The sequence below is a fragment of the Achromobacter sp. Root83 genome (assembly GCF_001428845.1).
In the GTDB taxonomy this organism is placed as follows: Bacteria; Pseudomonadota; Gammaproteobacteria; order Burkholderiales; family Burkholderiaceae_B; genus Achromobacter.
Genome location: NZ_LMIU01000008.1, coordinates 1 through 17,412, shown reverse-complemented (window position 1 = coordinate 17,412; position 17,412 = coordinate 1). Strand labels below are relative to the sequence as shown.

Annotated in this window: 15 protein-coding genes and 2 pseudogenes; 13 read left to right on the top strand and 4 right to left on the bottom strand. The window is 68.2% G+C overall.

Annotation, left to right across the window (positions count from 1 at the left end; genetic code table 11):
- Positions 1–62: 62 nt before the first annotated feature.
- On the top strand, positions 63–701 hold the full coding sequence (gene upp / locus ASE30_RS09840) for a uracil phosphoribosyltransferase (protein ID WP_013395748.1): 639 nt from the start codon (positions 63–65) through the stop codon (positions 699–701).
- 45 nt (positions 702–746) lie between these two features.
- Here the strand turns inward: upp and cysG are convergent, their stop codons facing one another.
- Positions 747–2,162 carry a siroheme synthase CysG gene (gene cysG, locus ASE30_RS09835; protein ID WP_057284133.1) on the bottom strand — a complete coding sequence of 472 codons (1,416 nt, stop codon included), beginning with the start codon at positions 2,160–2,162 and terminating at the stop codon, positions 747–749.
- 116 nt (positions 2,163–2,278) lie between these two features.
- Positions 2,279–2,860 carry an ANTAR domain-containing response regulator gene (locus ASE30_RS09830; protein WP_057284132.1) on the bottom strand — a complete coding sequence of 194 codons (582 nt, stop codon included), beginning with the start codon at positions 2,858–2,860 and terminating at the stop codon, positions 2,279–2,281.
- A 402-nt stretch (positions 2,861–3,262) separates the two neighbouring features.
- Here ASE30_RS09830 and ASE30_RS09825 point away from each other — a divergent pair, with 402 nt between their 5' ends.
- The 9 genes and pseudogenes from ASE30_RS09825 to ASE30_RS09785 all read left to right on the top strand — a co-directional run bounded on the left by ASE30_RS09825 (position 3,263) and on the right by ASE30_RS09785 (position 12,377).
- Positions 3,263–4,561: a CmpA/NrtA family ABC transporter substrate-binding protein gene (locus ASE30_RS09825; RefSeq protein WP_156407605.1), complete on the top strand. Its 1,299-nt coding sequence runs from the start codon at positions 3,263–3,265 to the stop codon at positions 4,559–4,561.
- Positions 4,562–4,587: 26 nt separating this feature from the next.
- Positions 4,588–5,418: a nitrate ABC transporter permease gene (ntrB, locus tag ASE30_RS09820; protein WP_057284131.1), complete on the top strand. Its 831-nt coding sequence runs from the start codon at positions 4,588–4,590 to the stop codon at positions 5,416–5,418.
- A 4-nt stretch (positions 5,419–5,422) separates the two neighbouring features.
- Positions 5,423–6,298: an ABC transporter ATP-binding protein gene (locus ASE30_RS09815; protein ID WP_057284130.1), complete on the top strand. Its 876-nt coding sequence runs from the start codon at positions 5,423–5,425 to the stop codon at positions 6,296–6,298.
- A gap of 8 nt (positions 6,299–6,306) precedes the next feature.
- A pseudogene (locus ASE30_RS09810) lies at positions 6,307–7,524 on the top strand (NAD(P)/FAD-dependent oxidoreductase); the annotation flags it as partial.
- Positions 7,525–7,530: 6 nt separating this feature from the next.
- Complete coding sequence (locus ASE30_RS09805) at positions 7,531–10,251, top strand: nitrate reductase (protein WP_057284129.1); 2,721 nt, start codon at positions 7,531–7,533, stop codon at positions 10,249–10,251.
- Positions 10,252–10,399: 148 nt separating this feature from the next.
- Positions 10,400–11,125: a hypothetical protein gene (locus ASE30_RS09800; RefSeq protein ID WP_082601539.1), complete on the top strand. Its 726-nt coding sequence runs from the start codon at positions 10,400–10,402 to the stop codon at positions 11,123–11,125.
- A gap of 83 nt (positions 11,126–11,208) precedes the next feature.
- Positions 11,209–11,526, top strand: a complete 318-nt coding sequence (locus ASE30_RS09795; protein WP_057284127.1) for a YqjD family protein — start codon at positions 11,209–11,211, stop codon at positions 11,524–11,526.
- A 68-nt stretch (positions 11,527–11,594) separates the two neighbouring features.
- A complete protein-coding gene (locus ASE30_RS09790) occupies positions 11,595–12,011 on the top strand; it encodes a phage holin family protein (RefSeq protein WP_057284126.1) in 417 nt (138 codons plus the stop codon).
- Between the two features lie 3 nt (positions 12,012–12,014).
- Complete coding sequence (locus tag ASE30_RS09785) at positions 12,015–12,377, top strand: hypothetical protein (protein WP_057284125.1); 363 nt, start codon at positions 12,015–12,017, stop codon at positions 12,375–12,377.
- Between the two features lie 68 nt (positions 12,378–12,445).
- On the opposite strand, the gene ubiD is transcribed toward ASE30_RS09785, so the two are convergent.
- Positions 12,446–13,990, bottom strand: a complete 1,545-nt coding sequence (gene ubiD, locus ASE30_RS09780) for a 4-hydroxy-3-polyprenylbenzoate decarboxylase (protein ID WP_057284124.1) — start codon at positions 13,988–13,990, stop codon at positions 12,446–12,448.
- Positions 13,991–14,071: 81 nt separating this feature from the next.
- On the opposite strand from ubiD, the gene ASE30_RS09775 reads away from it, so the two are divergent.
- A complete protein-coding gene (locus tag ASE30_RS09775; protein ID WP_057284123.1) occupies positions 14,072–14,890 on the top strand; it encodes a lytic transglycosylase domain-containing protein in 819 nt (272 codons plus the stop codon).
- Positions 14,891–14,907: 17 nt separating this feature from the next.
- Here the strand turns inward: ASE30_RS09775 and ASE30_RS09770 are convergent, their stop codons facing one another.
- Positions 14,908–16,068, bottom strand: a complete 1,161-nt coding sequence (locus tag ASE30_RS09770; RefSeq protein ID WP_057284122.1) for a pyridoxal phosphate-dependent aminotransferase — start codon at positions 16,066–16,068, stop codon at positions 14,908–14,910.
- A gap of 45 nt (positions 16,069–16,113) precedes the next feature.
- Between ASE30_RS09770 and ASE30_RS09765 the strand changes: the two genes are divergently transcribed.
- Together ASE30_RS09765 and ASE30_RS09760 are read left to right on the top strand one after the other, a co-directional pair.
- Complete coding sequence (locus ASE30_RS09765) at positions 16,114–17,001, top strand: hypothetical protein (RefSeq protein ID WP_057284121.1); 888 nt, start codon at positions 16,114–16,116, stop codon at positions 16,999–17,001.
- Positions 17,002–17,137: 136 nt separating this feature from the next.
- Positions 17,138–17,412 (top strand): annotated as a pseudogene (locus ASE30_RS09760) (NADP-dependent malic enzyme); the annotation flags it as partial.

Genomic DNA, 17,412 nt, shown 5'->3' with positions numbered 1-17,412 from the left:
GCCGTTCCGGTTCCACCCGAGGCGCAAACCCTGACCCTCAAATATTCTGGAGTGTTACGCACATGCCCGTGCATGAAATCCGCCATCCGCTGATCCGCCACAAGCTCGGGATCATGCGCCGCGCCGACCTCAGTACCAAGAGCTTCCGTGAACTCTCGCAGGAAGTGGGCGCGCTGCTGACGTATGAAGCGTCCAAGGATCTGCCGCTGGCCCCCGCTACCGTCGAAGGCTGGTGCGGCTCGGTCCAGGTGGAGAAGATCGCCGGCAAGAAGGTCACCGTGGTGCCCATCCTGCGCGCCGGCATCGGCATGCTGGACGGCGTGCTCAGCCTGATCCCGGGCGCCAAGGTCAGCGTGGTGGGCGTGGCCCGCAACGAAGAGACGCTGGAAGCGCATACCTACCTGGAACGCCTGGTCGGGGAACTGGACCAGCGCCTGGCGCTGATCGTCGACCCGATGCTGGCCACCGGCGGCTCGATGGTCGCGGCCATCGATCTGCTCAAGCGCGCCGGCTGCAAGGAAATCCGCGCGCTGGTGCTGGTGGCCGCGCCGGTCGGCATCGATGCCGTGCTGGCCAAGCACCCGGACGTGCACATCTACACGGCGTCCATCGACGACGGCTTGAACGAGCACGGCTACATCATGCCGGGCCTGGGCGACGCCGGCGACCGCATCTTCGGCACCACGCAGAAGACGGAATAGTCCCCTGCCAGCCCGCGGCGCGGACCCTTTTCGCAAGGGCCGGCGCTACGCGGCCAGCGGCTGGCGCCGGCCATCCAGATGCTGGCCGAACCAATGCAATTGCGGCGCCAGCCCGGCGACCTCGCCCACGATCAACAGGGCGGGGGAGCGGATGTCATGCGCCTGGGCCAGTTCGGGCAGGCGCTCGAGCGCGCCCGACAGCACCCGCTGTTCCGGCCGGCTGCCGTTTTCGATCAGCGCGAACGGCGTCTGGGGCGAACGGCCATGGCGCAGCAGGCGCGCCGTCAGCAGGTCGAGCTGCCCGACGCCCATGTAGAACGCCAGCGTCTGTTTTTCGCGGGCCAGCGCGGGCCAGTCGAGGTTGTCCTCGTCGTCGCGGCAATGCGCCGTGACCAGCCGCAGCGACTGCGCATGTTCGCGGTGCGTCAGCGGAATGCCGGCATAGGCCGCACAGGCGAGCGCCGCGGTGATGCCGGGCACCACCTCATAGCGCACGCCATGGGCGCGCAGAAATTCCAGTTCTTCGCCGCCGCGGCCAAAGATGAAGGCGTCGCCGCCCTTCAGCCGGACGACGCGGCGGCCGGCGTGTGCATGCTCCACCAGCAGCGCATGGATGCGCGCCTGGGTCGCGTGATGGTTTTCGCCGGGCAGCTTGCCCACCGGCACGCGTTCCGCGTCGCGGCGCGCCAGCGACATGACCTCGTCGCTGACCAGGCGGTCGTACAGGATGACGTCGGCTTCGTTCAGGGCGCGCAAGGCCTTCAGGGTCAGCAGGCCGGGGTCGCCGGGGCCGGCGCCCACCAGCACCACGCTGCCCGTCGCGGGGGCGATCGGCGCGTCCAGGGCGGCGGTCAGCGCGGCTTCGGCCTGCGCCGGCTGCTGCTGGCGCAGGAATCCGGCCACCGGGCCGTCCAGCAGCCAGTCATAGAAGCGGCGGCGCGCACCCAGGTCCGGGTGACTGGACCGGATGCGCTTGCGGTAGGTGGCGGCCAGGCCAGCCAACTGTCCTAGCGTGTGGTCGAACAGCGATTCGATGCGTTCGCGGATGCGGCGGGCCAGCACGGGCGCCACGCCGGACGAGGAAATGGCGACGATGACGGGGGACCGGTCCACGATGGACGGCACCTGGAAGGACGACAGTTCCGGGTCGTCCACCACATTGCTGAAGATGCGGCGCGCCTGGGCGGCCTGGGACACCGCGGCGTTGGTGGCGCGGTCATCGGTGGCGGCCACGACCAGCCAGACGGCTTCCAGCCAGGCAGGATCGAACCGCCCCGGCAGGTGGCGGATGCGGCCTTCGGCCGCCAGCGCGGCCAGGGCGGGCGTCAGCGCGGGAGCGCCCACGACCACGTCGGCACAGGCCTCCAGCAGGGCGAGCGTCTTGCGTTCGGCGACGGCGCCGCCGCCCACCACCAGTACCAGCCGATCCTTCAGATCGGCAAAAATCGGGAAAAGCTTCATGAATGCCAGCCTCGGGCGTACCCGGCTCAATGTGGGTCGATCATAGGGACGGGCTTTCATCCCCACAACTTTTGATTTCTTTATTCCTTATAGCCATAACTTATTTGGCATGGCGCCTAGGCGCTGCCCAGCCACTGGCTCATCTCGACGACCTCGCGGGCGACTTCGCCCAGCCGCTTCTGGCTTTGCATGGCGCGTTCGCGCAGCAGCCGGTGGGCCTCGTCCTCGGCAATGCCGCGCGCTTTCATGAGGATACCCTTGGCCTTCTCCACCCATTGGCGGTCGGCCAAACGCAGTTGGGCCTCGCGCAGTGCTTCGCGGCGCGATTTTTCCATGGCGAACCGCTCGATCGCCACCGTCAGCAGCGGCTCGATGCGGGCGGCCGGCACATCGCCCACCACGTAAGCGGCCACGCCGGCGCGCAAGGCGGTGCGTATGGTTTCGCGGTTGCCGTTGTCGGTGAACATCACGACGGGGCGGTCGCTGTGCTCACTGGCCACACAGACGTTTTCCAGCGTGTCACGCCCGGGGGCGTCGCTGTCGATCAGCACCACGTCCGGCGCGGCCTGGGCGATGCTGGCGGCCAGGTCCATGCCGGGCGCCACTTCCGCCACGACATGCACGCCCGCCGCGGCAAGCGTCAGCCGCAGCGACGCCGCGCGTCCTTCGCCATCGTTCAGCAGCATGACCTTCAGCATGAGATTCCCCCTGATGCATGGACGATGCAAGTTCCGTGCCATCGCGCTTGCGCGCGGCGGCTGGGGCGCGCGCACGGCGGCGGGGCACGCCCCGCACGCGGATGGTGCGCCGCCGCAACAGGCGCGCACCACTTTGGTTCGCACCCCGTTTCGGCGGCGCCGCGCGCAGCCCGCCGGCCCGCGCGCAACGCCAGTATCCGCGCGCCTCGCGGCCCGATCCGGCCGGCACGCGGCAGACCTGGCACAGGGATTGCTTGAGTAAAACCGGGGCGGCCAACGGCGGTCGCCCGACGCAACGCGCCGCAACACGCGGCAAGGGACAACGACGTTCCGCAGCGCCATCGGATGGTTTCCGTGGCGCGCGGGACGTTTTTTTTTGCCGCTTTCTTCCAGGAGCCCTGCATGACGCCAGTGAACCGTAGCCCCTCGACCCACGCCGCCAGCGGCGACATGGCCGCCAACGCCGGACGCCGCAAATGGCTGAGCGGGACGGCGCGCGCGGTGGCCGGCGCCAGCCTGCTGTCGCTGGTTGACCCGCTGGTGCGCGCCGGCGCCTGGGCCGCCGGCACCGACGCGCCGGAAAAGACCGAGGTAAAGATCGGCTTCATCCCGCTGACCGACTGCGCGTCGGTGGTGATGGCGTCGGTGCTGGGCATAGACAAGAAGTACGGCGTGAAGATCACGCCGTCGAAGGAAGCGTCCTGGGCCGCCGTGCGGGACAAGCTCATGAATGGCGAACTGGACATGGCGCACGTCCTGTATGGCCTGGTCTACGGCGTACACCTGGGCGTCGGCGGGCCGAAAAAGGACATGGCGGTGCTGATGAGCCTTAACCAGAATGGCCAGGCGATCACGCTGTCGAACAAGCTGCTGGAAGCGGGCGCGCGCGACGGCGAATCGCTGGCCAAACTGATGGCGTCGGACAAGCGCGAATACACCTTCGCCCAGACGTTTCCCACCGGCACGCACGCGATGTGGCTGTACTACTGGCTGGCGGCCTATGGAATCAACCCCATGAAGGACGCCAAGGTCATCACCGTGCCGCCGCCCCAGATGGTGGCGAACATGCGCGTGGGCAACATGGACGGCTATTGCGTGGGCGAGCCCTGGGGCGCGCGCGCCATCATGGACAAGATAGGCTTCACCACGGTCACATCCCAAGGCATCTGGACCGACCACCCCGAGAAGGTGCTGGGGACCAGCGCCGACTTCGTGTCGCGCAATCCGAACACGGCGCGCGCGGTCACCGCCGCGATTCTCGAGGCCGGCAAATGGATCGACGCGTCTCCGGAAAACCGCCGCAAGACGGCCGAGACCATTGCCGCCAAGTCCTACGTCAATACGGACGCCAGCGGCATCGTGGACCGCATGCTGGGCCACTACGACGACGGCCTGGGCAAGAAGTGGACGGACGAGCACGCCATGCGCTTCTACGCCGACGGCTCCGCCAACTTCCCCTACCTGAGCGACGGCATGTGGTTCCTGACGCAGCACAAGCGCTGGGGCCTGTTGAAGGAGCATCCCGATTATCTGGCCATGGCCACGCAGATCAATCGCATCGATGTCTACAAGCAGGCCGCGCAGGCCGCCGGCGTGGCGCTGCCCGCCAGCGACATGCGTGCATCGAAACTCATCGACGGCGTGGTCTGGGATGGCAGCAATCCCGCGGCCTATGCCGACGGATTCAAGGTCAAGGCCTGAGCGCCGATACGAAAAGGGGACTCGCAATGTCTACCGTAACGACGATAAGCCGCGGCGACGAGCTGGCCGCGCTGTGGCGGGAACGCCTGGAATCCGCGCTGAAGGCGGTGGTGGGGCCTGTGGCCGGATTTGCGCTGCTGGTGCTGGTCTGGCAGGCGGTGGCGATGCGGATACCGGAAATCCCCACGCCCGGCGTCACCTGGCACGCGGCGGCGGAGCTGTTTTCGGACCCCTTCTATGACAACGGCCCGAACGACAAAGGCATCGGCTGGAACCTGCTGGCCTCGTTGCAGCGCGTGGGAGCCGGGTTCGGCCTGGCGGCGCTGGTCGGCATTCCGGTGGGTTTCGCCATCGGGCGATACGCGGCCGTGCGCGCCATGTTCTCGCCCATCGTCAGCCTGCTGCGGCCGGTGTCGCCGCTGGCCTGGCTGCCGCTGGGGCTGCTTCTGTTCAAGGCGGCCGATCCCGCCGCGATCTGGGCCATTTTCATCTGTTCCATCTGGCCCATGATCATCAATACCGCCGTGGGCGTGTCGCGCGTGCCGCAGGACTATCTGAACGTGGCGCGCGTGCTGAACCTGTCGGAATGGAAGGTCACGACGAAGGTGCTGCTGCCCGCCGTGCTGCCCTACATGCTGACCGGCGTGCGGCTGTCGATCGGCACCGCGTGGCTGGTGATCGTGGCGGCGGAAATGCTGACCGGCGGCACGGGCATCGGATTCTGGCTGTGGGACGAGTGGAACAACATGAAGGTGGAGCACATCGTCATCGCCATCTTCGTGATCGGCGTCGTGGGACTGTTGCTGGAAACCCTGCTGGTCGCGCTGGCCCGCCATTTCACCTATACCGAGGAATAGCGCCATGAAGAAATTCGTACGTATCGAACGCGTGGGACAGACGTTCAACACCCGCAAGGGCGCCTTCGTGGCGCTGCGCGATATCGACCTGACGGTCGAGCAGGGCGAGTTCATCACGCTGATCGGCCATTCCGGTTGCGGCAAGTCCACCCTGCTGAACCTGATCGCCGGCCTGACCCGGCCGACCAGCGGCGTGCTGCTGTGCGCCGAACGCGAGATCACGGGCCCCGGCCCGGATCGGGCGGTGGTGTTCCAGAACCATTCGCTGCTGCCGTGGCTGAACTGTTTCCAGAACGTGCACCTGGCGGTCGAACGCGTGTTCGGGGCCAGGGAGAAGCCTGCGCAGCTTGCCGAGCGCACGCGCGCGGCGCTGGATCTGGTGGGCCTGTTGCCCGCGCAGAACAAGCTGCCGCGGGAAATATCGGGCGGCATGAAGCAGCGGGTGGGCATCGCGCGCGCGCTGGCGATCGAGCCGGGCGTGCTGCTGATGGACGAGCCCTTTGGCGCGCTGGATGCGCTGACCCGCGCGCATCTGCAGGACGAGCTGCTGAAGATCGTGGCCAAGACACGCACGACCACCATCATGGTGACGCACGACGTGGACGAGGCCGTGCTGCTGTCCGACCGCATCGTCATGCTGACCAACGGCCCGGCGGCGACCATCGGCGAAATCCTGCCCGTGCCCTTGTCCCGGCCGCGCGACCGGGTGCGGCTGGCCAACGATGCGGTCTACCTGGCGTGCCGCGCCTCGGTCGTCGATTTCCTGCATCGCCGCCACGGCAACCCCGAGCGCTCGCAGGCCGTAGCGCAGGTGAATGCGGTCCTGGCCGCGGCCCCCGCCCCGCTGGAGGAAGCGGGCGCCTCGCGCGCCGCCGCATAGAGGCCGCCATGGACGCGAAGCAGAAGCTGGTGGTGGTGGGCAACGGCATGGCGGGCATACGCACGGTCGAAGAGCTGCTCAAACTGGCGCCGGACCTCTACGACATCACGGTGTTCGGCGCCGAGCCCTACACCAACTACAACCGCATCCTGCTGTCGCCCGTGCTGACCGGCGAGCAGACCTTGCAGGACATCGTGCTCAATGACGAGGACTGGTACGCCCGCCACGGCATCCGCCTGCTGCTCAACCGCAAGGTGGTGGGCATCGACCGGGCGCGGCGCACGGTGCTGGCCGATGACGGCACGCGCACCCCGTACGACCGGCTGCTGCTGGCCACCGGGTCCAATCCCTTCATCCTGCCCGTGCCGGGTCATGACCTGGAAGGCGTGATCGCCTTTCGCGACATCCGCGACGTCAATCTGATGATCGCGGCATCCTCGCGCTACCGGCACGCGGTGGTGATCGGCGGCGGCCTGCTGGGCCTGGAGGCCGCCAACGGCCTGGCGGCGCGCGGCATGAACGTGTCTGTCGTGCATCTGGGCGCCGCGCTGCTGGACCGGCAACTGGACGGAGAGGCGGCGGCGCTGTTGCGCCAAAGCCTGGAGGCCCGCGGGCTGACGTTCCTGCTGCAGCGCCAGACCCAGGCGATCCTGGGCGGGGACGACGGGCGCGTGCGCGCGCTGCGCTTCGCGGATGGGCACGAGATACCCGCGGACTTGGTGGTGATGGCCGTGGGCGTACGGCCGAACACCGAATTGGCGCAACGCTGCGGGCTGCACGTGGAGCGCGGCGTGGTGGTCAGCGATACGCTGCAGACCTACGACCCGCGCATCTATGCGGTGGGCGAATGTGTCAGCCATCGCGGCACCGCCTATGGCCTGGTCGCGCCCTTGTTCGAACAGGCTAAGGTGGCGGCCAACCATCTGGCGCTGCACGGCATCGGCCGCTACGAAGGCAGCGTCACGTCGACCAAGCTGAAAGTCACCGGCATCGACCTGTTCTCCGCCGGCGATTTCACGGGCGGCGCGCAGACGGAATCGATCACGCTGGCCGATACGCCCGGCGGCGTCTACAAGAAACTGGTGATCCGCGACGGCAGGCTGGTGGGCGCCTGCCTTTACGGGGACACGGCGGATAGCGCCTGGTATGTGCGCCTGATCCGCGAGGGCGCGGGCATCGCGGCCTTGCGCGACCGGCTCATGTGCGGCGAAGGCGCGGCGGGCGAATAAGGGATGGACATGCCGTTGACACGCCGGATTGAAACGAAGGACGCGGACGTCCGGGAGGTCGCATCGGTCTGCTGCTATTGCGGCACCGGCTGCGGCGTGCGCGTGCAGGCGCGCGGCAACGCCGTGCTGAGCGTGTGCGGCGATGAACAGCACCCGGCCAATCGGGGCAAGCTGTGCAGCAAGGGGCTGGCCTTGGCCGATACGGTGCGGCGCGATGGCGCGCGTGTGCTGTCGGCGCAGTGGCGCGAGGCGCGCGGCCTGCCCTTGCGGGACATCGGGCTGGAGCAGGCCCTGGAGGTGGCGGCCGGAAAACTGGCCGACACGATCGTCCGGCACGGCCCGGATGCGGTGGGCTTTTACCTGTCCGGCCAGTTGCTGACCGAGGACTACGCAGTCTTCAACAAGCTGGCGCGGGCGCTGGCGGGCACCAACAACATCGACACCAATTCCCGGCTGTGCATGTCCAGCGCGGTGTCGGGCTACAAGCGCACGCTGGGCGCCGATGCCCCGCCCGCGTGCTACGACGACCTGGAACTGGCGGACACGGTGCTGATCGCCGGGTCCAATATGGCGTACGCCCACCCCGTGCTGTTCCGCCGGCTGGAGGCGGCGCGCGCGAACCGGCCCGGCATGAAGGTGATCGCGATCGATCCCCGGCGCACCGATACCGCAGCCTTCGCGGACCTGCACCTGCCGCTGGCGCCCGGTTCGGACGTGGCGCTGTTCAACGCCATGCTGAACGTCATGCTGCGAGAGGGGCTGGTCGACCACGGCTACATCCAGCGCCACACCGAAGGCTTCGACGCGATCCGGGCGCGGGTGGAGGCGTACACGCCCGCCATGGCGGGGCGGATCTGCGGCCTTGCGGCGCAAGACATCGTGCAGGCGGCACGCTGGTTTGGCCAGGCCGGCGCGGCGCTGTCGCTCTACACGATGGGCCTGAACCAGTCGGCCAGCGGCACCGACAAGAACGCCGCGCTGATTCATCTGCACCTGGCGACGGGCCAGATCGGGCGTCCGGGTGCGGGGCCGCTGTCGCTGACCGGCCAGCCCAATGCCATGGGCGGCCGCGAGGCCGGCGGCATGGCGACCTTGCTGCCGGGCCACCGCGACCCGGCGTCGGCGGCGGACCGCGCCGAGGTGGCGCGGCTGTGGGGCGTGGATCGCCTGCCCGACACGCCCGGGGCGACGGCGCTGGACATGTTCGACGCGGCGCTCGACGGGCGCATCAAGGTGCTGTGGATCGCGGCAACCAATCCCGCCCAGTCGCTGCCGGACCAGGCGCGGGTGCGCGCCGCCCTGGAACGCGCCGAGTTCGTGATCGTGCAGGAGGCGTTTTCCGGCACCGAGACGCTGGCCTATGCCGACCTGGTGCTGCCGGCGGCGACCTGGCCGGAGAAGTCCGGCACCGTGACCAATTCCGAACGGCGCATCAGCCGGGTCCGCGCGGCGATCGCGCCGCCCGGCGATGCGCAGCCCGACTGGCGGCTGGCGCAGGCGGTCGCCCGGCGGCTCGCCGCCCGCATCACGCCGGGCAAGGCCGCGCTGTTCGACTACCGCGATGAAAGCGAGGTCTATGCCGAGCACGTCCGCCTGACCGCCGGCCGGGACCTGGACTACAGCGGGCTGGACTACGAAATCCTGCAACGGCAAGGGCCGCAGCAATGGCCGTACCGCGAGGGGCAGGGGACGGCGCGCCTGTATGCCGATGGCGTGTACCCCACCGCCAGCGGCCGCGCCCGCTTTTGCGACGTGGCATGGCGCCCCACCGCCGAGCTCGTGTCCGCGGAGTTTCCCCTGCAGCTCACCACGGGCCGGCTGCGCGACCACTGGCACACGATGGCGCGCACCTCGCTGGCGCGCGCGCTGACCCAGCATGTCGAAGAGCCCTGGGTGTCCCTGCATCCCGACGACATGCGCCGGCTGAAGCTGGATGCGGGCACCCTGACGCGGCTGCGGTCCAGCCGGGGCAGCGTGGTGCTGCCCGCGCAGGCGGACGACGCGGTGCAGCCCGGCCATGCCTTCGTGCCGATGCATTGGGGCAGCGCCTACATGGCGGGCCTGGGCGTGAACGCGCTGACCAGTCCCGCCGCCGATCCGGTCTCGCGCCAGCCGGAACTCAAGTTCAGCGCCGTGTCCGCCGAGCCCGCCGGCCTGGCGTGGCAGGCGGCGGCATGGCTGCAAGGCGACGGCCCGGCGCTGCGCGCGCGGCTGGCGCCGTGGCTGCGCCGCTTCGACTATGCCGTCGTGGTGCCGGCCGGGGCGGGCGGTGTGCGGCTCAGGCTGGCGGCGTGCGCCGCCCCGGCGGCCGCGCTGCTGGATGAGCTGGCCGATGCGCTGGCGTTGCGCCGGGCCGAGGTGGCCTACGACGATCCGTCGCGCGGCTTCATGCGCCGGGTCGCGCTGGAACAGGGCGCGTTGCGCGCCTTTCTGCTGGCCGGCGACCTGCGCGCCCAGGATGCGCTGCTGGCCTGGGCGGCGGGAGGGGACGCGCCCGCCAGCGTCGCCGCCTTATTGATGGGACGCATCGCGGGGGCGGCGCGCTCGCGCACCATCTGCGTCTGCAACGGCGTCAGCGAGGCGGCAATCCTGGGCGGCATCGGCCGGGGCTGCGACCTGGCGGCGTTGAAGGCCACGCTGGGCTGCGGCACCGGCTGCGGTTCATGCGTGCCGGAGATTCAGTCCCTGATCGCGCGCAGGCCCGCCGCGCAAGCGCTTGCGTAGCCCTCGCATGGCCTGAAACACGCGGCCCGAAGGCAGGCCGCGCCCGACACGTTCCGACATACGCCGGGCGCGGCAACCGGTGTAGTATCAAGCCAGCCGCCGCGCCAGTGCGGGCGGCGTTTTCTGATTTCTGGAGTGGCTTGTGACGATGCGAAAAATGGCATCCCTGGTTTTTGCGGCCGGCGCGCTCGGCGCGGCCGCGACGGCGCAGGCCGGCGTGTGCGATGCGCAATTCATGCATGACGGCGGCGCGGTCCAATTGACCGGCTCGGGCAACCTGGCGCTGGGCGCCGACCTGACCTTCGCCGAGGTTACAAAAAGCAATGGCGACAATTGCCGCGCGCGCGTGCAGGGCGTGGCCCGGTTCAGCTATGCGGGCCTGCCGCCCGGCAAATCCAAACTCGACTACCTGATGACGGTCAAGGGCGGCCAGGCCACCTTCCTGCGCTACGCCAGCGCCGGCGAAGCTCCCCAACCCTCCGAAGGCCAGTTCGACCTGCGCATGCTGGGTCTCTTTGCCTACGACGGAAAACTCAACCCGGGCCAGAAGCTGCCCGGCTCGTCGTTCCGCCTGAAGATCGGCAAGGAAGCGCCCGTCGGCGGCCAGCCCAGCACCACGGTGCGCATCGGCGAAAAAACGGTGGGCAGCAAGACGGCGGTGGATACCGCCTTGGGCAAGCAGTCCTGCCATCCGATCACCTACACGCGCAACTCCGATCCCACCATGGCCACCTTCCAGGGCCTGACCATTCCGATCCCCGGCATGAACACCACGGTCACTGATTGGTACTGCCCCGCCGTGAATCTGGTGATGAAGCAGGATATCGATCAGGGGGGCGTGAAGTCCGCCGTTGAGATTACGCAGATCAAGTAGCACCCGGTAGCAAGCGCGCCATGTTCATCCCATGGCGGCTGGTATGATGGTTTCGTCATGGACACACAACAGGAGCTCAAGAAATGGCAACGAGAAAATCCGAAGACGTCGCAAAAGAAAAACTCATCGACAGTGTCAAGACCAGCCTGAATGATGCCGAAAGCCTGCTGCGCGAAGCCGCCAGCAGCACCGGCGACAAGGCCAACGAACTGCGCGACCGCGCCATGACGTCGCTCAAGCGCACGCGCGAAGCCTTGTACGAAGCTCAGGACGCCGTGCTCGAGCGTGGCCGCAAGGCCGCCCGCGCGACGGACGACTACGTGCATGACAATCCTTGGCAAGCCATCGGTGTTGCAGGCGTGACCGGCCTGCTGCTCGGCTTGCTGATCAGCCGCCGCTGATAAGGCAGGACGTCCGGGCGGGCGGCGCAGGCGTATTGCCGCGTCTCCCGCCCGTCGTCCTTTACGTCATGGGTCTACGAAAATCTGTTTTTGGCGTCGCGTCCAGCCTGGTCGGGCTGCTGCGCACGCGTCTGGAGCTGCTGGCTCTGGAAGCGGCGGATGAAAAGGCGCGCCTGCTGAAGCTGCTGGGCATGGCCTTCGCGGCCTTGCTCTTTCTGACGCTGGCCGTGCTGGTGGCTACCATCAGCGTCGCCGTGGCGTTCTGGCCCACCGAAGACCGCTACCTGGCCCTGGGCCTGCTGGCGGCGTTCTACGGCATTGTCGGCGTGGTGCTGTTGCTGGTGGTGCGGCATGGACTGGTCTACGGGCCGGCGCCATTCTCGGCCACCCTCGAAGAGCTTGGGCGCGACGCGGAACTGCTGGAACGGGTGCGCGATGCGCAAGGCGATGACGATTCGGCCGCGCGCCGGCGCGAGGAGGCCTGAACCATGCGGAAAAGATCTCCCACCATCGACCGCGCGGTCCGCATCGAACTGTTGCGCGCCCGCGCCGCCATCGAACGCGAATCGCTGGCGCAAAGCATCGTGTCCACCGGACGCAAGCTTGAGCCGGCGGCGCTGATCCGCGGCATGCTGCCGGGCCTGGCTTCCGGCGGCGCGTCCCGCTGGGCCTTGCAGGCGATCAGCCTGGCGCGGCGCTACCCCATCGTCAGTTCGTCCTTGTCCGCCATGTTCATGCGCGGGGGCAAGCGGTCCAAGCTCTTGAAGATCGCCGGCGGCGCTTTTGTCGGCTGGCAGTTGTTCAAGACCTGGCAGGGCATGCGCCAGGACCGGGACGGGGCCCCGCGCTAGCGGCGCCCCGGGCCTTTCCCCTTGGGAACGGCCCGGCAAAAAAACCCCGCCTTCGTGGCGGGGTTTTTTTACAGGCCCAGTTGCCCCCACAAGTCATCCACGCGCTTTTTGACATCGGCGTCCATCGTGATGGGAGTGCCCCATTCGCGTTGGGTTTCGCCGGGCCATTTGTTGGTGGCGTCCATGCCCATCTTGCCGCCCAGTCCCGACACCGGCGAGGCGAAGTCGAGGTAGTCGATCGGGGTGTTCTCGACCAGCAGCGTGTCGCGCACCGGGTCCATGCGGGTGGTCATCGCCCACACCACTTCCTTCCAATCGCGCGGGTTGATGTCTTCGTCCACCACCACGATGAACTTGGTATACATGAACTGGCGCAGGATGCTCCACAGGCCGAACATGACCCGTTTGGCGTGGCCCGCGTACTGCTTGCGGATCGACACCACGGCCAGACGGTAGCTGCAGCCTTCGGGGGGCAGGTAGAAGTCCACGATTTCCGGGAGCTGGCGCCGCAGCAGGGGCACGAAGACCTCGTTGAGCGCGACGCCCAGCACGGCAGGTTCGTCGGGCGGCTTGCCCGTATAGGTGGAGTGATAGATGGGGTTGCGCCGCATCGTGATGCGTTCGACCGTGAAGACGGGGAACCAGTCCTGCTCGTTGTAGTAGCCGGTGTGGTCGCCGTAAGGGCCTTCCAGCGCCATCTCGTAGTCGGAATTGGGCGGCGGGTTCGCGCCTTCGGGCACGACAGGCTTGATGGCGCGCGGGTCGGAGGACGGCAGCAGATGGCCTTCCAGCACGATCTCGGCCCAGGCCGGCACGGAAAGGTCGCTGCCCAGCGCCTGCGCGACCTCGGTGCGCGAGCCGCGCAGCAGGCCGGCGAACTGGTATTCGGACAGGCTGTCCGGCACGGGCGTGACGGCGCCCAGCGTGGTGGCCGGGTCGGCGCCCAGCGCGACCGCGATGGGGAAGGGCGTGCCGGGGTGCGCGATGGCGTGGTCGCGGAAATCCAGCGCGCCGCCGCGATGCGACAGCCAGCGCATGATGAGCTTGTTGGGCCCCAGCAGCTGCTGGCGATAGATGCCCAGGTTTTGGCGCTTCGCGTTGGGGCCGCGTGTGATCACCAGCCCCCAGGTCAGGAGGGGCGCCACGTCCCCGGGCCAGCAGGTCTGGATCGGCAGGCGGGTCAGGTCCACGTCCTTGCCCTCCCAGACGATTTCCTGGCAGGCGGGGCCCTTGACGTTCTTGGGGCTCATGTCCCAAAGCGCGGCCTTCAGCATGGACACCTTGGCCAGCGCATCGCGCAGGCCTTTCGGGGCCTCGGGTTCGCGCAGCGAGGCCAGCAGCTCGCCGATGTCGCGCAGGGCGCTGACGCTGTCGGCGCCCATGCCGCGGGCTACCCGCGAAGGCGTGCCGAACAGATTCGTCAGCACCGGCATCTGCGCCGCGGCGCCGTCGTGCCGGGCGTTTTCAAACAGCAGGGCGGGGCCCTCGGCGCGCAGCACGCGGTCGGAAATTTCGGTCATTTCCAGCCGGGTCGAGACCGGCGCGGCGATGCGTTTCAGGTCGCCCATCCGTTCAAGTTGGGCGAGGAAGTCTCTAAGGTCGCGGTATTTCACTACAGATCCCAGCGATTTGGTTACATTTCAGGTTCAAAGAGAGGTTAACATTGACTCCCTCTTTTTCACGCAGGAGGTTTTATGCCCGATGCGTCAGTGGCCAGCCTATTCAGGAACATGGCCCAAGGAGTGCACCAATATCTTGCCGAGTCCCTGCGCATCTGCTCCGTTTATCTGGGCATTGCGGTCATTGTGACGGTAAGCATGGGATTCGCCCTGCCTGGTTTGCGCGACCAGGCGTTGCATGTGCACAAAGCCTTGTTGACCGCCCTAGCGCCTTCATCCATGCAAACCGGCTCTGAAACCGACGCCGGTTCCGAACTGGGTTCCGACTCCGCGTCGGCAATTGCCATGGCCGTTCCTTCCACTCCCGCCAGCAATGCCACAGGCATGCTGGGGCCAGCCCGCGTTGCGCCTCCGGCGCCCAAGAAGCCTGCTTCGGTGGCGACGGGTCCGCAGGCGGAAGCCCTGCGCAACTATATCTCGCGCAAGTACAAGGTCGCCTATGACGCGACCGGCCCGCTCTTGAACACCGTCTACAAGGTCAGCCGCGAAAAGCAGCTCGACCCCTTGCTGGTCCTGGCCGTGATCGCCATCGAGTCCCGTTACAACCCGCTGGCGGAAAGCCACGTGGGCGCCCAGGGCCTGATGCAGGTGATGACCAGCGTGCACCAGGAGAAATTCGACGCGGTCGGCAAGACGGCGCTGGACCCGTCCGCCAACATCGGCGTCGGCGCCACGATCCTGCGCGACTGCATCAACCGCCGGGGTTCGGTGGATGGCGGACTGGCCTGCTATGTGGGTTCCACCGGGCCGGACGACAACGGCTACGGCGCCAAGGTGCAGGCGGAACGCCGGCGCCTGGCGCTGGCATCGGGCATCGCCTTGGCCCGCGACTGACATCCGGCGTTTTTGCGTCAGCGTCCCAGCAGTTTGCCCATCCGCGCCACGGCCTGTTCCAAGCGGTCCAGTCCTGTGGCGTAGGAAAAGCGCATGGTGTGGCGGCCATGGGCCGGTCCGAAGTCCAGCCCCGGCACGGCGGCCACGCCGGCTTCCAGCAGCAGGCGCTGCGAAAACGTGGCGCTGTCCATGCCCAGGCTGCTGATGTCGGCATAGATATAGAACGCGCCGTCCGGCTTGACCGGCACGTCGATGCCCAGGCGTTCGAATTCCGGCAGCAGGTAATCGCGGCGCTGCCTGAAGGCTTCGCGGCGATGCTCGAAGATCTTCAGCGCGGCGGGCGTGAAGCACGCCAGCGCCGCGTGCTGGGCCAGCGTGGGCGCACAGATCGCCAGGCTGGACGCGATTTTCTCCACGGGGGCCACCATGGACTGGGGCACGATCATCCAGCCCAGGCGCCAGCCCGTCATATGGAAGTACTTGGAAAAGCTGTTAATGACGATGATGTCGTCGTCCAGCGTCAGCGCCGATTGCGGCTGGCCGTCATAGGACAGGCCCAGGTAGATCTCGTCCACGATCGCGAAGCCGTCGCGCGCGCGCACTTGCGCCAGCAGTTCGGCCAGTTCGCCGTGGTCGATGGACGTGCCGGTGGGATTGCTGGGCGAGGCCACCAGCACGCCCTGCGTGGCGGGCGTCCAGTGCCGGGCCACGTCCTGGGCGGAAAGCTGGAAGCGCTTTTCGGCCGAGCTGGGGATAAGCCGGGGCACGCCGCCCGCGGCCAGCACGAAATTGCTGTTGGCCGGATAGGACGGGTCGGGCATCAGCACTTCGCCGCCGGTATTCACGAGCGCCGCGCAGGCCAGCGTCAGGGCGCCGGAGGCGCCTGCCGTGACGATCACGCGGGACGGGTCGATCGTGGCGCCGAACTGGTCCTGGTAGAACTGGGCGATGGCCTCGCGCAGCGGCATCAGGCCCGCGCCCGGGCTGTAGCCGCTGAGCCCGGCGTGCGCGGCGCGTTCCAGCGCTTCCACGACCTGGGGGGGCGCGGTAAAGTCCGGTTCGCCGATGCCCAGGCTGATAATGTCCTTGCCCGCCGCCTGCAGCGCCTGCGCCTGCTTGAAGAGTTCCATTACCTGGAATGTCAGAAAATCATGGGTGCGAGTGGCAAGGCGGGGCATCGGATTCTCGAAAGCGTCTTGTAGCGAATAAAAGGAATTGTAGTCATGCAGCCCTCCCGGCGTGCTTTCCTCCTTGGCCGTCGGCCAGCCCAGACGCCCTGGGCGGCCTTTGTGCAACGCCTGACACTGCTGTGCCAGGGCCAGGTGCGCGATCTGGGCGAGGGCGGCGAGGGCGGCACTGCCGCCATTCTCACTCCCACCCGGGACGCGGACGTCGCGCAAGCGCGCGCGCTCTGCGCCGAATACCGGGTGGTGCTGGAATTGCAGGGCGCGGCGGGGCCCTTCGCGCCGGCCGCGCATCCGCGCCTGCGGGTCGATCCTGCCCTGATGACCGGCCTGTCGCGGCTGGCCGCGGACACGCCCACGTGGCGCGCCCAGCCCGGCGTGCCCCTGGCGGCGCTGGCCGCGGCCGGCCTCACGCAATTCGCCGGATTGCCCGGCGCCATGACGCTGGCCGAATGGCTGTCGGCGCCGGCGCCGTGGCCGGCCGGCCGCTGCGCCGCATCGGGCGTGCTGGCGGCGGACGTGCTGCTGGCCGACGGTGTCGAGGAGACGCTGGGCCCCTTCGGCGAAGCCGACCTTCAGCCGCTGCGCTCGGCCACCGTGCAGCGGCTGGTGCCCGCGCTGTTCCAGCTTGCCTCCGGGGGCGACGCCTTTGCGACGAACGACGGCCTTCACTGGCTGGGCCGCTACCGGCTGGACGCGCTCAAGCCGGAGGCGCCGGCCACCGTCAACCTGGCGCATCTGCTGCTGGGGCACGGCGGCACGCTTGCCTGGCTGCAAGGCGCGGTGCTGACCGACGCGCCGGCTTGGACGGCGGGCGGACCGGAACCGGAGACGCCCGGTCTGGCCACGTTCCGGCTCGATGACCGGGTGAAGGCGCTGTTCGATCCCGACGGCCGCTTCCCCCACTTCATGCCGCGTGAAACCTGACAATTTTCAGCTTGCTGTAAGATTTCGTCGCTCGTCTTTGAAGAGGGTGAGCGTCGCGGACGTATCGCGACGCCGATCATGGGAATAGAATTCCCCCCTCTTTCCGTGTCACACACTCTAGCCAGTAGCCGCCCATATGGATGCCAACCTTCGCAAAGCCGCCCTTGAATACCACGAGCACGGGCGCCCCGGCAAAATCTCGGTCACGCCGACCAAGCAGTTGACGAACCAGCGCGATCTGGCGCTGGCGTACTCGCCCGGCGTGGCGGCGGCCTGTGAGGAAATCGTGGCGGATCCCGCCAACGTGTTTCGTTACACCGCCCGCGGCAACCTGGTCGGCGTGATCACCAACGGCACCGCGGTGCTGGGCCTGGGCAACATCGGCGCGCTGGCCTCCAAGCCGGTCATGGA

What these genes read in the sequence shown, in the direction of transcription:
- ASE30_RS09770 (WP_057284122.1), bottom strand. Translation starts at nt 16,068, where the DNA reads ATGCCCCGCCTTGCCACTCGCACCCATGATTTTCTGACATTCCAGGTA.
- upp (WP_013395748.1), top strand. Translation starts at nt 63, where the DNA reads ATGCCCGTGCATGAAATCCGCCATCCGCTGATCCGCCACAAGCTCGGG.
- ASE30_RS09805 (WP_057284129.1), top strand. Translation starts at nt 7,531, where the DNA reads ATGGACATGCCGTTGACACGCCGGATTGAAACGAAGGACGCGGACGTC.
- ASE30_RS09795 (WP_057284127.1), top strand. Translation starts at nt 11,209, where the DNA reads ATGGCAACGAGAAAATCCGAAGACGTCGCAAAAGAAAAACTCATCGAC.
- cysG (WP_057284133.1), bottom strand. Translation starts at nt 2,162, where the DNA reads ATGAAGCTTTTCCCGATTTTTGCCGATCTGAAGGATCGGCTGGTACTG.
- ASE30_RS09800 (WP_082601539.1), top strand. Translation starts at nt 10,400, where the DNA reads ATGCGAAAAATGGCATCCCTGGTTTTTGCGGCCGGCGCGCTCGGCGCG.
- ASE30_RS09790 (WP_057284126.1), top strand. Translation starts at nt 11,595, where the DNA reads ATGGGTCTACGAAAATCTGTTTTTGGCGTCGCGTCCAGCCTGGTCGGG.
- ntrB (WP_057284131.1), top strand. Translation starts at nt 4,588, where the DNA reads ATGTCTACCGTAACGACGATAAGCCGCGGCGACGAGCTGGCCGCGCTG.
- ASE30_RS09830 (WP_057284132.1), bottom strand. Translation starts at nt 2,860, where the DNA reads ATGCTGAAGGTCATGCTGCTGAACGATGGCGAAGGACGCGCGGCGTCG.
- ASE30_RS09785 (WP_057284125.1), top strand. Translation starts at nt 12,015, where the DNA reads ATGCGGAAAAGATCTCCCACCATCGACCGCGCGGTCCGCATCGAACTG.
- ASE30_RS09825 (WP_156407605.1), top strand. Translation starts at nt 3,263, where the DNA reads ATGACGCCAGTGAACCGTAGCCCCTCGACCCACGCCGCCAGCGGCGAC.
- ASE30_RS09765 (WP_057284121.1), top strand. Translation starts at nt 16,114, where the DNA reads ATGCAGCCCTCCCGGCGTGCTTTCCTCCTTGGCCGTCGGCCAGCCCAG.
- ASE30_RS09775 (WP_057284123.1), top strand. Translation starts at nt 14,072, where the DNA reads ATGCCCGATGCGTCAGTGGCCAGCCTATTCAGGAACATGGCCCAAGGA.
- ASE30_RS09815 (WP_057284130.1), top strand. Translation starts at nt 5,423, where the DNA reads ATGAAGAAATTCGTACGTATCGAACGCGTGGGACAGACGTTCAACACC.